We start from the raw sequence: 16,383 nt of genomic DNA on the forward strand, positions 1-16,383 counted from the left end.
ACCCTCTAGGTTCATTGAAGAACACGGCCTAATTATATTAATCGCTACCCTAATGCACCAATCAAAAACGCCTTATTTTATAAAATCCAACCACATTGGGGCAAGCGTCTTCAAAGCGCCTATCAATTGTTATATAAAAAATCTAACGTCAGACCCCGTTCGCCAACCATCTCAATAAGCGGCCTACCTTACTTCAAATTTGAATCAGCCGTTTACTTAACCGCAATAAAAAACAGATATACTGTATATTTGAAAAGACCTAAAAAAATCAAGCTATTATTAAAGATAAGTAACTAAGCAAAGGGGGCTCATTTACAGAAAATGTAAGCACCTATTTATTAATGTTTCATAGGAAAGGATTCATAAAATAGCTTATTAATCAATGGTTTAAATAAGAAAACCGATTTTATCGGACAACATATAAGCACGCATAAATGTGATTTAAATTGTTATATTTAAATCGGTTCTTATAACTAACAAATAAATATTATGGGTATCATACTTTATTAAAGTCCGTGTATTTTGGTTATGGAACTACCGTATTATTTTCAATCATTAAGACTTTATAAATAATCTGTGATTATATAAGTACACGATTTAAATTAAGCCAAAACGTTAGGGTATATCTTCACAATAGGAAGTATTAATGCCAAATAAAGATCTAACGAAAGAAGCGCTATTAATCAAAATAAAAGTGCTTGAAGACGTTGTCAATAATATCGGTAGCTATATCTTCACAAAAGATACGCAAGGTTGCTATACCTATGTCAATGATATAACCGCAGAAATGTTTAACGCCACACCTGAAGACATTATCGGTAAAGATGACAGTCACTTTTTCGATTTGAAAATATACAATCAGTTAAAAATAAATGATGAAAAAGTATTAACTAACGATACGTTAATTCATTCAGAAGAAGAAAATTTGATTAAATCTACAGGGGAATTAAAAACATATCACACTGTTAAAAAAACCCTAACCAATGATAAAGGCGAAATCATTGGTATGTGCGGCATCTCTACCGATATGTCTAAACAAAAAAAACTAGAAGCTTTAGTCAAAGAACAGCACCACTTATTAGAGGCCGTTTTAAATAATGTAGATGCCTATATTTATATGAAAGATGATCAACGTCACTTTCGTTATGTGAACAATAAAACGGCAGAAATGTTCGGTCAATCAGCCGATGCTATTATTGGAGCACTCGACTCAGATGTGATTGGCAAAGAAATGGCCGATCACTTTTGGCAATCCGATAAACTGGTTTTTGAAACTAACCAAAAACAAACCATTAACGAAGTAGCTGTAGATCCTGAAGGCAACATTCATCATTATCTCAGTATAAAAATGCCCTATCAAATCAATGAAAATTCACACGCACTGATTGGTTTCTCAACTGAAGTGACTGAACTGTATTTATTAAAAGAAGAATTCAAAAAACAAGCTAATACTGATGTGTTAACTGGCTTATATAATCGCAGATATTTCTTTGAACATGCCGCAAACGAATTTAGCCGTGCTAAACGCCATAGTCTAGATATGGCGGTTATTTCAATTGACATTGATCACTTCAAAAATATTAATGATAACTATGGCCACCCTATTGGAGATCAAGTATTGATCAGCATGGGCGTCAGTATTTTTAAAAACTTACGTAAGGAAGATATTTTAGCCCGAATTGGCGGCGAAGAGTTTTCAGTTATTTTACCCAGCACCTCCTTGGAAAAAGCAAAGGTTGTTGCTCAACGTATTTGCCATACACCACATATATTTGTGGTGAATGAACAAAAAAATGAAACAATAAGTGTAAACGTCAGTATTGGCTTAGTTATGATTAAAGAAACTGACGAAGAGTTCGATGACTTATTTATTCGTGCAGATAATGCACTGTATAAGGCAAAAAAATCAGGCCGAAATAAAGTATATCTCGATTAATCATAGAATTTTGGGTGTTATAACACTTGTTATTTAGGTTTATAGCTATTGGCTTCATGATTTATTCAAGGAACACTACAATGGATAAAGTCGTTTTTAGAGTTCTAGTACTGATTATCGGTGTACTTAGTCAAAACCTTGCCTTAGCAAAGGAAGAAGTCACAATTTATGGTGATAAAAACTATCCACCCTATTCTTACGAGGTAAATGGTATACCAAAAGGCATCTACGTAGATGTCTTAAATTTAGCCTTTTCTAATATGCCAGACTACGACATTACAATACAAATGATTCCCTGGAGCAGAGGTATAAAATATATCGAAGTCGGCAAAGGCTTAGCACTATTCCCCCCTTACTATCTTGAGGCAAGAACGCCTTGGATGTTGTTTTCAGAGTCAATACTAAAAGAAAATGTTGCTGTTTTCGGTAAGTCTGAAAATTTAGAAGACAAAACCAAATGGCCAGAAGATTTTTATGGCTATAAAATTGGCTTAACCAGAGGTTACAATCCATTTTCCATGGGCGGAGATAACTTTGGCAAGGCCGTTAAATCTGAAAAAATCACAATTGAGGAAGCAAATAGTAATCATGAAAATCTAATAAAACTTGAAAAAGGCAGAATTGATTTTTACATAACCGATCAATTGATTGATATAAAACCGTATCCTTTAATAAAGCGAGGCATGATAGTCAACACGAACCATGGGTATCTTGGCTTTACCCAAAAAAATGAAGTATTCAAATACAAGGCTGATTTCATTCAACAATTTAACCGTATAATAATAGACTTAAAGCAATCAGGTGAAATACAAAAAATTGTTGAGCACTATGTGACAACACAGCCTTAATAAAATAACCAGCCAATAAATTAAATTTATTTACTTAACGATTCGCATACGCATACGCAACTAGACCAATATTAGGCATATTGACCATAGATCCGCGAGAAGAAGCGCTATTTTATCTAAGCGATAACATCCTCCATTCCTCTAAACACCCCTTTTAATCTATCGTTTTAGTATTCACGTATTTTGGGACATACTAATCCACGAACACTGAGCAACAGATTTTGACAAAGCCAAGTAAAAGCAAGTATATTCCCTGCGTCGAATTATTTCGATTTCGTTCTCGGGGCGGGGTGAAATTCCCCACCGGCGGTAAAGAATTCATTCTAAGCCCGCGAGCGCCTTTAAGAGTGATCTTTTAGGGTCAGCAGATCTGGTGTGACTCCAGAGCCGACGGTTACAGTCCGGATGATAGAGAGCGTGTCAGACAAAACCTAAATAGACCGCATATTTGTGCGCCGTCAATATAATAGGTATGCCATTTTATATGGCATATTGCCTGCCCGTTCGCCCTGATTCACTTTATATGTATAGGATTTTATAATGAATCAGAGCTCAACGAAATTCACACCTGCTACTCAACGCATTGCTTTTTTGCATGCTACTTGGCACGAAGATATCGTTCTCAATAGTTTAGATGGGTTTAAAAAAGAATTAGCCTCACGCGGTTATGACGTATCACTCATTGATGTGATCCCCGTACCGGGTGCGTATGAAATTCCATTGCAGGCAAAGTTGCTTGCCAAAAGCGGTCAATATTCCGCCATTGCAGCCAGTGCATTGGTGGTCGATGGTGGTATTTATCGCCATGACTTTGTCGCGCAAACAGTATGTAATGCATTAATGCAAATCCAACTCGAAACTGAAATACCCGTATTAACAGCTGTTCTGACCCCTCATAATTTTCATGAGCATGCCGAACATAACGAATATTTCAGTCATCATTTCATAAAAAAAGGTGCCGAGTTAGCCAATGCATGTGATCAAGCGATTCAATTAACTGCAAGAGCCAAACAAGCTCTATAACCGTTAATTTTCTTAGTTATGCTTAATTACGATACACTCATAAAAATGGCCGCTATCTGAATGTAGTGGCCATTTTTTTGCTTTCACTTCTAGCACCTATTATTTTTTATAATTACACTAGATCAAGTATTTTCCCAGTCTTAAACAAGACCTAATTTCACTTTTATTCTTAGAACCTCGTGCGTATGGCAATCCACACATAGCTTATAAAAACCATGATATACACAAAAATCGGTTTATTAGCCTAGGCGATATATGGCTACTTTTTAATGGCTGGAAGTTATCCATAAAAATAACTAGGATGACACTGCATATTTATATGTATGACAGAGTATGCTGTGGTTTATCTTTGTCGTTAATCACCTATAAGGAAGCATAGATGGAACCTATTAAGATTCTGATCGCTCAACTGCAAGATATTGCTCGAAGCGCCATTGAGGTCATGCCTCAACTATTGATTTCTGTGGTCATCATTTTAATAACATACGCGTTTGCTCGATTAGCAAAAAACATTACGCAGCGTATTCTTAAAAAAACACACTTGCGCAAAAGCTTGATCAATTTACTCGTGTTGTTCTCATCACTCACCATTTGGATTCTTGGCCTCATGATTGCGGCTATTATCGCCTTTCCAGACCTAACTCCTACGAAGATGCTGGCTGGTTTAGGTATTGGCTCTGTTGCGATTGGTTTTGCCTTTAAAGATATATTTGAGAATTTTTTAGCTGGTATCATCATTCTGCTTCGTCGAGAAATGCGTATAAATGATTTTATTGCCTGCGAAGGATACGAAGGCACTGTCGAGGCGATACTCGTACGCGAAACACACATTCGCCAAACAGATGGTGAGTTAGTCATACTGCCTAATAGCATGTTATTTAAAAACCCACTTACAATACGAACCGACATTGAACAGCGTAGAACCACGATTATTTGTGGCGTTGGTTATGGCGAAAATGTGGATGACGCAAGATCAGTCATTGAAAAGGCCGTTGCTGACTGCAAAACGGTTATAAGTGATACTCGACCTATCGAAATATTCGCCAATGAATTTGCCAGTTCGTCTATTAATTTTGAAGTAACGTGGTGGACAGGCTCTAAACCCTTAGATATTCGAGCATCTCGCGACGAGGTCATTGCGTCTATTAAATCAGCCCTTGATGCATCCGGTATCGAAATTCCGTTCCCTTACCGAACGCTTACGTTTAAACAACCTATTAGCGTTAATACAAATGAACATTCAGGTGATAAAGCCGGGTAATACCTGCCTCTTCTCATTAGCACTAAAAAATCAGGCAGCCAATGCTGCCTGATTTTTTCATCGATACTGCATATCTTAATGCCAATTAATGACTATTTGACAAGAAAAATGTTATTAATACTGGGGCCAATAATGTTAATAACAAACCGCTAACCAATGCTATTGGGATCGCATCTTTACTACAAGTTTGCTTAATAATTGGCAAAGTTGAGTCTAGCGATGTAGCACCACCTGCCCCTATACATTCTTTGGCAAAACTATGCCCAAATATATACATTAATATTATCGCTAATAATTCGCGAAAGAGATCCGTCAGCAGTGCTATTGCACCATAGGTTGCTCCAATTTTACTTGACACTAATACACCAGATAAAGTAAACCAGCCAAAACCACTTGATATAGCAAGCGATGTCATTAAGCTTTCGTCAACAATAAACGAGGATATAACGCCACCACCAATAGACCCTATTATCACAAGCATCGGTATAAAAATAATTGAAACTGACCGCCATGCTGACGACAGTTTAATTGATACTATTTCAATACCCACGAAAAAAATCAATGCATATAACAAGATATCTGAAATTGATAAATTTTGAATAATATTATATTTTTCAGGCATAACTAATGAAAGTATCACGCCCAAAAAAACCATAGATAATGCAATAACACATTCTTTTATTGGCGCCATAATATTGGTTATTTTATTTTCTATATTATCTATTTCTTTCGGTTTATTTGACTTAGAAAAAATATAGATAAGTAAGCAAGCACCAAATGTTGTTAATATTGCAAATACTCCCGCCGTATAGATTATGTCACCAGCTGCTTCGGGATCTTTAAATATTTCTCCGAACTCCATACCGATAGTAAAAAGTAAAAACCAGACTAAAGGTCCAATAACCTTTGCAGCCAATGCAGGTAGTTTATTAGGTAACAACTTACCTAATAAATAACCTGAAATAAGAGCTAATAATATTGGAAGAATTGAATATATTATATTTTGCATTAATTAAATTACCTGCTTCATCTGAGAGAAGTCGATGAGTATCATACATCTTTCTGCTGGTAAGTCCGTATCATCATCTTTAAAAATAGGAGACACATAGTGTGACACGAGAGGGTCATGAACAGCGAAGGTTTCTAATAAACCCTTTAATGTAAAACTGTCAATAATATCGTTGTCGTTAACTTGACCTAACGGTTTATTTCTTGAACTTGTTTTCCCAATATAATTCACTCCACCTTGAGCGTTTTTAGTTCGACTGAATAGATGTGCAAAAGTGAATGGCTCACCATCTTGATGAAAGCAGTTTGGTGAACTAATCCCTAGGTCCCCATTATTACATGCCTGTAATTTAACAAAGTGTACGCCAAAGTAAATAGGGAGATTTTGATTTGACGATGGCCAAAAAGTACACATAAAGTTATCAAAAACAAGTTGATTTAAAACTTCATTCGATTTTATATCACCACTAAGGGCTCTAAAGTAGCGCATATCATTATGTTCAGGGTTATTAGAACCTTGGTTATACCCTGAATACCGTGCTTTATCTTTAATAATGGTTGGCATCCACTGTATTTTCTTTTCATCAAGCCAAGGAAGTATGACACCATTTCCATAACGTCTGTATCGATTGACACCAGTAGGCGCATACGGATCATTTTCTAATTGTTCAAACTCCAACTCAAACTCAAGCTTTTGAAATGGGTTACAAATTATTTTTGATTGATAATGAGAAAAACCATTCACCTCTAAATTATGTTTCTCTTGATTTATATCTAAATCTTCATGTGAAAAACGTTCTTTCATCTTTTTATCAATGATCATGTTTACTACCTCCTGTATTAAACGATTAAAAAAATAAAGCATGCCTTAAGCATGCTTCACTATTGACTTATAACATTACTTACAATTATAAAATATGTAACTCTATGTTTAAAAAAAACGCTATGAATATAAAAAGCAAAAAACTTAAATATACATCAATAACGCATGATAAATACAAGCATTTTTTATAGAAAAAACCATTTATAGTCAAACCGTAAGCATGGCGTTAACAACAAATACGCCAAGTGCCTGAGTTAATTAAAACTCACATAAAAAACAAAAAATCCTACTTTAATTATTTATTATTCAGTAATCATTCAATCTAAAACTATTGTATTATAGTGCTATTATTTATTAGTATTAATACTCTTAAAATAAAGATAATTTTTATCTAAAATTACAATTCATAACATATAATTCTATACAGTCATTAACTTATAAAAATAGGCAACCAAGGGCTGCCTATTTTTAAAAACCAACTTAATCCAATACACTCATACTTTCAATATAACGCACCCCAGGTTGCCCCATATAACTGCCTCGTTTACCTGAGATAACTATCTGAGACCCAACAATTTCAGGATTAAGCTGTAGGCTAAATTGTTGTCTGAATTCAGATTCTAGCTTGATATGGATTTGCTGACTGCCATCATTAACATCTTGTAACAGCAAGCCATAAATACCGTTGACCTCTCCCACGACAAAACCTGTCAATATGAGTTCTGTACCGGTGGTTGCATCTAATGCATCAGTAACCGATACATAGTTTTCACCACCATTATTACCACCATCTGGTTCAGTGGCTGAACCTAAATCGATAATTTCACTTATATTGCGTACACCCGGTTGTGACATGTAGTCATTGCGAATACCGGTAACACGAATACGGTGCTGTAAAATATCTGGATTCAGTTGTGGGTTAAACTGTGCACGTTGATTACTTTCAAGCTTTACATTAATGCTAATATTCGCATCAATATTATCGGTTAATAGCAGCGCATAAATACCATTTAATTCTGCACTAACAATACCCTCTAATATAACCTCACTGCCGTTAGCCAGTGCTAATGCTTGGCTAACGCTTAATGCACCTGCCACTATTTCGATATCCGAGACATTCCGTATACCCGGCTGGGACAAGTAGTCGTTTTTAATACCGGTTACTAAAATAGTTTCACCAATAATTTCTGGGTTTAATTGCGGATTAAACTCATCACGAAATTGGCTTTCTAACTTCACATAAATAAACGCATCAGGCGATTGCAAATCATTCAATTGCAGGGCGTAAACCCCATTGACCGCTTGAGTGACTGTTCCAATTAGCTGCATAGCCGTGCCGTTATTACTGGCTAAAGCTTCGCTCACACTCAATGCTGTGGTTGGTGTTGTTGGATCGGTGGGCGAGCCACCATTTACAGGCAGTGGTGCACCAAATGATCCGTTAGCAAATGTTGACGTATCCCAAGGATTGTAACCATTACCGGGTGTGCTCCATGGATTACCGTTGTCTGGGTCGTCCATTTCGATTGGCGCTTTTGCATTAGGTGTAAGCTCCCCTGCTGTATGGCCATTGTTGTTATCAAATGCAGTGTAGCTTTCTTGTGTCGCTAACCAGTTAATAATATTTACACTTAAGGTTGCCGCATCACCTGGGTCTGTCCAACCTGGGTAGGTTTTTTTCGTAGCGCCACTGTCTTGTCGACGATATTTAGGGCTGGCATCTTCAATAGGAGAAGAGTCACCAATAAATGCCGCTTTACCTAAACCCGGTTTTGCAACCGCAACATAGGGTCCTTCATCACGACCGCCATAATATAAGCCGCTATCGATTGCATACTTCCATGCTGTCGCATTATCTTGTGCCGATAAATACACCAAACCTTTTGCTTTGCTTGGGTCGGTAATCGCTAACGTTGCACCCGCGGCCATCAATATAGGTTGAACACCTTGGGTAATACCTTCACTGTGTACTGGTGCAGTTACATCACTGACCCCAGCTAAATAATCCACCGCATTAAAACGGAATCGTATACCGAAGTTTTGCGCTAACCAGCCTTCACTATTGCCCGGGTTACGTAAGTCACCATATTCACCCGCATAGTTATATTTAGCGAGAGTAGAACGGTTGTAGCCGTTGAAAACTTCGGTGGCGTCCCAGGTATTTAAGTTACGGTCAGCATTGTAATGATCACCAATAAAGAAAATACCTTTACCGGCTGCTACAAATTGTTCAAGAGCTTGATACTCGCTGATTTTAAACGGGCGATTAGTTTCGGCTAACACTAAAACGTCTGCGTGGGCAATGGCCGCGTAAGTGATAATAGCTTCATTTATTTGATTGTTATTAGGCGTATTCAGGTCGTCTGAATATAAAATTAAGCCATCATTATTTAAATCAATACCTCGGTACTCTTCAACACGGTAACCTTCTAATACAAGCGCATCGGCAAAATCTGAAAAGCCGCCATCTATAACCCAATCGGCATTCCCTTCTGTCCCCCCATGGGACACATCAAATAAAACCGTTTTACCATTACTGTGCTGAGCACTTGGCACCTTGACCGGTGCACTTGCATTCCATTCGTAATCGGCTGCATAAGATAGACTACTTAGGCTTATTAGCCCCAATCCCAGTGCAGTTAATATATTTTTTTTAATTGTCATCAGACATTCCTTTTAAAAAATTATCAGCTACTTCAAATTAAGACGACTAATGGCACAGCATATTAACTCCGCATGCCACCAGTGAGGTCTGAAAAAATACGTTAAAGACTCAAATCCAAACGATAAACGCCAAAGCCGTCGTCATTTAAATGTGAATAAATCAGTGCAGGATTTTGGCCTGCAAACGTTTTGGCAGCGTCTTTACTTGAACCATTAAATACCACCTGCGTATTCGCTAGCGGCGTAAATGACCAGTTATTATCGGCTGAAGGATCAAACCCTGTATCTGGGTTTTGCTGCGTGCTGTGAATTAAATAATCGGCGACGGTTTGACGATTTTCATTAGGCGCGTCGATGACAATTTTTTCACTCACAATACCAGGAAAGTTACCGCCACCTGCTGCACGGTAATTATTAGAGACCACTAAAAATTCTTGTTGTGGGTCAATCGCAGTACCTTGATAGCGAATATTTTTTATACGGTTTGTATTGGCATCTAATAAGTTACCCGACGTATCATAGCGAGGTGCTTGGCTAATATCGATTTCATAGTCGATACCATCAATTACATCAAAATTATAGCTAGGGAAATTAACATTAATAAGCTCTGCATCTTGGCTGCCCGCGGTAATGGTATTAAATTGCCCCGCTGACATTTCTAACCATTGCTTGATTTCATCACCGGTTAACTTCAAAACTTTAAGGGTATTAGGATAAATATATAAATCCGCCACATTACCGTAAGAAACATCCCCTGCGCTTAAGTCGGTAAAATCATCAGAACCTCCACGACCCGCTCTAAACGGTGCACCCACAGACAGTATCGGTAAATTTTCTAACTCAGTGCCTTTCACAATACTGGTCACATACCAAGCCTGTGCATCGGTGACCACTTGAATAGATGGATCATCTTGTACTAACGAAAAAAAACTATTAATAGGTTTTGAAATTTTTGCAAACGGCTCACTAACCCAAGTATTTACAAGTTCATGATCATGCTGAACAGCTTCAATAATACCCGCATGAGATTCAACTAGAGAGGTAACACTGCGATCAGGATTAGACTGCGAAATAGGTTTTAAAACCGACTCACTCCCTGTCACCGACCAAACGTCGTCCGCATTTTTTTGCAATGTTAAATCAACATAACCTAGGTATTTACCCCAGTAACCAGGCATTACGGCAGGCACACCATTAATCGTGCCTTTAACATTATCGACACCCTCTAAGTTATCGTAACTACTGTGTCCCGGAAAATTACGATGGGCATGGCCAAACATAATGGCATCGATTCCCACTACTTTTGACAGATGATAACTGGCATTTTCATCACCGCCTAAACGCTCAGAAACCTCTAAACCAGAATGGGGAATAGCAATAACAATGTCAGCACCAGCGGCTTTCATTATTGGCACATAATAGTTAGCCATCTCGACAATATCTTTGGCTTTTACTCGTGTTTCTAAGTTATTTTTATCCCACTGCATCACTTGTGGCGGCACAAAACCAATATAACCAATCTTTAATTGGTGCGCGTTGCCATCTGTGTCTAATACATTTTTTTCTTTGATTAGATAAGGTTTAAAGTAAGGAATATCGTTGCTATCATCCGTATCATGGTCATCAAAGAAGACATTCGCGGAAGTATAAGGAAAGTTTGCATCGTTCATAGCTTGTTTTAAAAACGGCAGGCCAAAGTTAAACTCATGGTTACCAATATTGGCCGCGTCGTAATCTAATAAGTTCATGGCTTTATAGATAGGGTGGACTTCGTTTTCTTCTAAGCCTTGTATTTTTGCGACATAATCCCCTAACGGGCTGCCTTGTAGTAAATCACCATTATCAACCAGTACACTGTTTTTAACCTGAGCGCGCGCCGCTTTAATTAAACTTGCCGTTTTTACCAAGCCGACCGAGTCATCCGGTTTACCGCTATAATAATTATAATTCATGATATTGGCGTGCAAGTCAGTGGTTTCCATGACCCGAAGAAGCACCTGATTCGATTCAACTTCTGGTTCGATGGTTTTTTTGGGGGGGTTATCATCTACCTTGCTATTACTGCCGCTGCCGCATGCACTTAGCCCAATGGTAAGCGAAGCGCATAATGCTATTTTATGAAGCGTATTATTCGTTTGTCTCATGGGATTTCCTGTCCGTCTGGTCAACTACGGGAGATCCTAAGCAAAAACTGTGACAGCTAGATTAAAAATTTATTGCCAAAAAAAGATACACACAAAAACAAAACGGAACACACCCGTAAAAACACCGCTCATAGCACGCCTCGTCTCGAAAAAAATAATGTTAAAGACGGTACTTATCATGAAAAAATCCGTAAAGTAGCACCACAATACAGCATACATTCGGGTATTTGCCCTGATTGATGACACGATACGGCCTTGGGATCAAAATATGAATTTAGATAAATCAACAAAATTAATTGCTAAAAAAGTTAAAAAGGGGTTTCAAGGTTATCCGCAAATTTCATTGGCTTATTTTGGCGAATCTGTTGAATGCCCCACTGAAGTTGTTGTTAGCTTTATTGCAGAAGAAGGCGATGCGGCTCAAGATCAAAAATTCACCAGTAAGGGGAATGCCAAAAAAGACGAAACCATTCAAACTACCTTACTAAAAATAATCGAGCGTTCAGATGCCAAAACAGTTTTAGAATTTGAAATCGCCAAGCTTTAAATAACCCAAATAAGCGAACAACTTAACCACTATACCAATGTGGTTAAGTATCTTAGCCTCATGTGTTACAACCCACCAAAATATGACTCTATCATGCAGAATCTAACGCACAGTCAGAATCAATCATCATTCAATAGTATTTTTCTCATGGCTAACTTCATCGTTGCAAAGTCTTTTTCACCTACTTTTGTTGCCCATTTTTTTTCAATATTTTTGGTATGAGCAATAGCCAACTGTAAAAATTCACGTCCTTTCTCACTAATAAAAACAAGGGATGCTCGTTTATCAGCTGGGTCTGCTTTAATTTCTAAATAGTCATTGTCTACTAATTCGTCAATTAATTTACTGACCGCTTGTTTACTCACGCCAGCTTGGCGCGCAATTTCGGTGGCTCGAATACCCTTATCATCAACATACGGTATAACAACAAAATGACGGAGTGTGATGCCCGTAATACCATCCGACGCGAGCTTTTCTAACACTTGACGAGTAAATTGGCGTTCTAATTTCAGCAGCATTCTGCCAAGATGTGTATCTCGAATGCTGGATAATGATTGTTCCATTTTAACGTTATTCCCGCTCTTTTACCTGAGTTGTGTTATGTAAAATCTCCCACGTTTCATCTTCTTTTATTAAGCCTATTTGATCATTGAAAACTTGTTTTTCGCCTGTAAGCGTTAAATTAACTTGCATAACGTTTTCACTTCCTGCGATAGATTGAATGGATAATTCACGCTGATTCCCACCAATTTTTTTAGCTTTAATAAGAGAAAGGTAATCTTTTTTATTGATCACTTGCAAGCCATCTTTCGTCATCGCAACAACACGGAAGTGCTCATGAAAAGCAGCATCCAGCATATTAATATCTGAATGCTCAGTACCCAATGCGTACTGTTTGTAAAACTGACATAACCTCGTCATTAATCAGATGGGGTTGTTTTTTATGAGTACTATCAGCCGTTATATTCATGAGTATTATTCCTTTAAATCTGAATGAGTTATCTCAGTACAGCATGCAAAACCCACATAGTCAACCATATTGACTATATGGGTTTTAACAAAATAAAAGTGATAAGGTGCGTTTTTGATAGTTCAAAAAATGGAATATAAGACGATCATTTAATTATGAGCATCGAACATAGAATCAATTGTTTATGTTTAAAAACTCAATTTTTTGGCTGATGGTTTAATGCAGTAAAGTATGCTTATCTAATAAGCCTAAATCAGGCTGCTTGGCCAATTTAGTGTTAAACATAAACGATTAATAAAACGTCATAGCACATTAACTTCAATGCATTTATAAACTTGGCAATGAGTCCAATGAGCATGTTCATAGGTTTAACATAAGCAATATTAAAGCGAGTCATTTCACGTCAGCCAGTATTAGATGCCGAAATAGATTAATTATGCTCAAGTAATCACCTTTTAATTTTCAAAATATAAGGGAAAATCATGACCACTAAAACCAATACGGATGCCGTACCTGGCTGGGTTGGCGGGTTCGAAGAATCGAATACACTATTTGCCTACCCCAACCCAAATTTATCATCGTTGCCGATGCTCGATAACATGGCGAATATTGACAAGCTCCAACGCCAACAAGCGGTTCAATGGCCCGAATTTAGTTGGGAGACTGAAAAAGGCCAATCTGATCCCAAGCGCTGCTTTCAGATGTTTGCGCCTGATATTTCAAGACTCGGTTATACCGATGAAGGCCGTGTATTTTCGATTATATGCCCTCAACAAGGGACTTATTCACCTTCGTTTGGTACCTTGAATGTAGAAGTAACCGTAACGGGACAAAGGGGCTGGGTGAATGAATCAACCAAGCAACTCGCAGTGGATATGGAGGTCATCGGCAAAATTTGGTTTAGCCCCAGCGCCCATCAAAAAGAATACGTTAAACTGATCTGGGATTTCTTTAAAAAGGTAAATTTGCCATTTCCCTTTAGTAAAGCACACGCCATCAGGGTGAAAACCCATAACCCAGGTGATGCACTACAGCCAATATTCCCTTTGCGTATGGGTGAAACCACCGAGTTCAAAGTGCCCGATTTTGCTAAACACAGTGATGAAGCATGGGATGTTGCGAACCTAGGTGTCGAAATTGGTGAGATTACAAAAGTGAATCACCCAGTTGTGGATGAATTTAACAAGTTAGTCATGGATGTCTTTAACTTAGGCTCAGGCAACATGCTTCAAACTGGCAATATATTAACTTGGGACGTTTGGTTTACCGCCCCAGAACTGGTTAATACAGAGGAGTGGCGTACACACGCGATAAGATGGCGTGACTCTATTGATACAGACCATGGCAGCCCTGACGGCCCAGGGACGGCTGCTCGATATTTCGATGGCACACCATTTAAACCACTCGAAAACATTGTTGATGTTGAACTTGAAAAAATTGAGCACTTTATTAAGAAGCACCTTCGCTGATTTAGTCGATGTGCCAATAAAACGGTAGCGAGCTCAACTCGCATACTCAACAACATTAAAGGCTAGCTACCTAGTTAGTTAGTCTTTAAATGGATAAGCTTCTTAACATATGACTATTATTAACCCGCCTTATACCGCAAACCTTACTCTACCCTGAATAGTTAGCTCAAACTGGTTCTGATAAGTTGTACCAATTTAGCGTACCATATGGCCATCAAACAGATTGTAAGTATTCATGACCATTCCCATTAAAGATATTTCCCCCAAAGAGATTTCATGCTCAAAATGCAAAGCCAGCTGCTGTCGTTTAGAAGTCATGATTATTACCGACACTGGAGTGCCGGAAAAATACATTGCTTACGATCAATGGGGTGGTGAAACCATGTTACGCCTAGATGATGGCTGGTGCTCAGCCTTAGATAGGGAGACGTTCATGTGTACCATTTATGAAAATCGCCCTTGGATTTGCCGCGAATTCGAAATGGGATCATATGAGTGTCGTGAAGAATTTTCGCATAAATAACGAGCATTACGGCTAGTCTCATAAAACGCTATTAAATTCAACATAACTGAATTGACTCAATGGCTGACTTGCTGATTGACTTAAATGGATTAGTTATGATTATTATTTATGCAATAAAAGTAACACTTAGCAATCGCTTGATACATTAAATAGCCATCATAATGTGTATACATGGCATCTGATCTTCACTATCATCGTCGCATTTTTTGAAGCCAGTTCCATTTATTATGAAGTCATTGCATCGCTACCTTTTTATTCCCCTATTAATACTCTTATCACCAGCAGCATTTAGTGCCGAGCCATCGCCCGCGATACCCTCATTCAATATTGACAAAAGCCTTATCAAAGACGATGACAATCGCCTTAATGAATTAACCTTTAGCTCAGCAACACAATCAGCAAAATGGGAAGTGGGTGGCTTAGTATCGGGGATAACGTTATTAGGAATGTTCAGTTGGGATTGGGGCAGCTCAAAATTTAAAATGAATTCTGAGGGCTGGTTTGGTATGGATACCGGCAGTGGTGGCGCCGATAAAGTGGGTCATTTATATACCACCTACGCCATGTCAGAATGGTTAGCTTATCGCTTAAGAACAAAAAACAACAATCACCATGACTCAGCCCTTTATGGTGCACTTTTAGGCTGGAGTCTTATGTTTTATGTCGAGCTCTTTGATGGGTTTTCAAGCGATCATGGGTTCTCAAATCATGACTTATTAATGAACACCATTGGCTCAGGATTTTCTTACTATAAAAATACCGTGCCATGGTTAAAAGATACGATGGACTTAAGAGTTGAATACCTACCCAGTAAAGCCATGAAAGGCCTTCACCCTATGACAGACTACACAGGGTATAAATATATTATGGCTTTTAAACCGGCTGGATTAGACACATTTAAGAATAGTTACCTACGCTATTTTGAATTACACCTCGGCTATTACTCTAGAGGCTTTAAAAAAGAAGATGCCCCGTATTTTGATGAACGCACCACGAGTCTTTATTCAGCTATCAGTATTAATTTAAGTGAACTCATCTTCAAAAAAATAAAACGTGACCCACATAAAGTCTACCAAAAAATGAATAGTTTCTTTCAGTATTATCAGGTTCCTAACCTATATATTGATAGTGATATAAAAAATCGAACTGGCCCGCGCCGCTAAAATC

The 16,383-nt window shown here is 37.9% G+C and carries 14 protein-coding genes and 1 riboswitch; of the genes, 8 read left to right on the forward strand and 6 right to left on the reverse strand.

Features of this window, described 5'->3' with window-relative positions; all coding sequences use genetic code 11:
- Window positions 1-646: 646 nt before the first annotated feature.
- The 4 genes from ACU6U9_RS21565 to ACU6U9_RS21580 all read left to right on the forward strand — a co-directional run bounded on the left by ACU6U9_RS21565 (window position 647) and on the right by ACU6U9_RS21580 (window position 5,068).
- Window positions 647-1,936, forward strand: a complete 1,290-nt coding sequence (locus tag ACU6U9_RS21565) for a sensor domain-containing diguanylate cyclase (RefSeq protein ID WP_446737012.1) — start codon at window positions 647-649, stop codon at window positions 1,934-1,936.
- A gap of 80 nt (window positions 1,937-2,016) precedes the next feature.
- Complete coding sequence (locus ACU6U9_RS21570) at window positions 2,017-2,784, forward strand: substrate-binding periplasmic protein (protein WP_446737013.1); 768 nt, start codon at window positions 2,017-2,019, stop codon at window positions 2,782-2,784.
- A gap of 272 nt (window positions 2,785-3,056) precedes the next feature.
- Window positions 3,057-3,205, forward strand: a riboswitch (FMN riboswitch).
- 119 nt (window positions 3,206-3,324) lie between these two features.
- Window positions 3,325-3,807 carry a 6,7-dimethyl-8-ribityllumazine synthase gene (locus ACU6U9_RS21575; protein WP_446737014.1) on the forward strand — a complete coding sequence of 161 codons (483 nt, stop codon included), beginning with the start codon at window positions 3,325-3,327 and terminating at the stop codon, window positions 3,805-3,807.
- Window positions 3,808-4,186: 379 nt separating this feature from the next.
- Complete coding sequence (locus ACU6U9_RS21580) at window positions 4,187-5,068, forward strand: mechanosensitive ion channel family protein (RefSeq protein ID WP_446737015.1); 882 nt, start codon at window positions 4,187-4,189, stop codon at window positions 5,066-5,068.
- Between the two features lie 85 nt (window positions 5,069-5,153).
- Here ACU6U9_RS21580 and ACU6U9_RS21585 read toward each other — a convergent pair whose 3' ends face one another.
- The 4 genes from ACU6U9_RS21585 to ACU6U9_RS21600 form a co-directional block, all read right to left on the reverse strand.
- Window positions 5,154-6,077 carry a lysine exporter LysO family protein gene (locus ACU6U9_RS21585; RefSeq protein WP_446737016.1) on the reverse strand — a complete coding sequence of 308 codons (924 nt, stop codon included), beginning with the start codon at window positions 6,075-6,077 and terminating at the stop codon, window positions 5,154-5,156.
- A 3-nt stretch (window positions 6,078-6,080) separates the two neighbouring features.
- Window positions 6,081-6,899 carry a 2OG-Fe dioxygenase family protein gene (locus tag ACU6U9_RS21590; RefSeq protein ID WP_446737017.1) on the reverse strand — a complete coding sequence of 273 codons (819 nt, stop codon included), beginning with the start codon at window positions 6,897-6,899 and terminating at the stop codon, window positions 6,081-6,083.
- Window positions 6,900-7,379: 480 nt separating this feature from the next.
- A complete protein-coding gene (locus tag ACU6U9_RS21595; RefSeq protein WP_446737018.1) occupies window positions 7,380-9,563 on the reverse strand; it encodes a DUF6359 domain-containing protein in 2,184 nt (727 codons plus the stop codon).
- A gap of 101 nt (window positions 9,564-9,664) precedes the next feature.
- On the reverse strand, window positions 9,665-11,707 hold the full coding sequence (locus ACU6U9_RS21600; RefSeq protein WP_446737019.1) for a bifunctional 2',3'-cyclic-nucleotide 2'-phosphodiesterase/3'-nucleotidase: 2,043 nt from the start codon (window positions 11,705-11,707) through the stop codon (window positions 9,665-9,667).
- A gap of 268 nt (window positions 11,708-11,975) precedes the next feature.
- On the opposite strand from ACU6U9_RS21600, the gene ACU6U9_RS21605 reads away from it, so the two are divergent.
- Entirely contained in the window at window positions 11,976-12,254 is a 279-nt protein-coding gene (locus ACU6U9_RS21605; protein WP_446737020.1) for a hypothetical protein, read from the forward strand.
- Between the two features lie 119 nt (window positions 12,255-12,373).
- Here ACU6U9_RS21605 and ACU6U9_RS21610 read toward each other — a convergent pair whose 3' ends face one another.
- Both ACU6U9_RS21610 and ACU6U9_RS21615 read right to left on the reverse strand, forming a co-directional pair.
- Window positions 12,374-12,817, reverse strand: a complete 444-nt coding sequence (locus tag ACU6U9_RS21610) for a MarR family winged helix-turn-helix transcriptional regulator (protein WP_446737021.1) — start codon at window positions 12,815-12,817, stop codon at window positions 12,374-12,376.
- A gap of 7 nt (window positions 12,818-12,824) precedes the next feature.
- A complete protein-coding gene (locus tag ACU6U9_RS21615) occupies window positions 12,825-13,175 on the reverse strand; it encodes a nuclear transport factor 2 family protein (RefSeq protein ID WP_446737022.1) in 351 nt (116 codons plus the stop codon).
- A gap of 531 nt (window positions 13,176-13,706) precedes the next feature.
- Between ACU6U9_RS21615 and ACU6U9_RS21620 the strand changes: the two genes are divergently transcribed.
- From ACU6U9_RS21620 to ACU6U9_RS21630, 3 genes are all read left to right on the forward strand, one after another.
- The gene (locus ACU6U9_RS21620; RefSeq protein ID WP_446737023.1) at window positions 13,707-14,693 is read left to right on the forward strand and encodes a hypothetical protein; all 987 of its coding nucleotides are present in this window, start codon (window positions 13,707-13,709) and stop codon (window positions 14,691-14,693) included.
- Window positions 14,694-14,928: 235 nt separating this feature from the next.
- The gene (locus ACU6U9_RS21625) at window positions 14,929-15,216 is read left to right on the forward strand and encodes a YkgJ family cysteine cluster protein (RefSeq protein WP_446737024.1); all 288 of its coding nucleotides are present in this window, start codon (window positions 14,929-14,931) and stop codon (window positions 15,214-15,216) included.
- 236 nt (window positions 15,217-15,452) lie between these two features.
- Window positions 15,453-16,379 carry a DUF2279 domain-containing protein gene (locus tag ACU6U9_RS21630; protein ID WP_446737025.1) on the forward strand — a complete coding sequence of 309 codons (927 nt, stop codon included), beginning with the start codon at window positions 15,453-15,455 and terminating at the stop codon, window positions 16,377-16,379.
- Window positions 16,380-16,383 lie beyond the last annotated feature (4 nt).

Source organism: Pseudomonas sp. HK3, assembly GCF_052920985.1.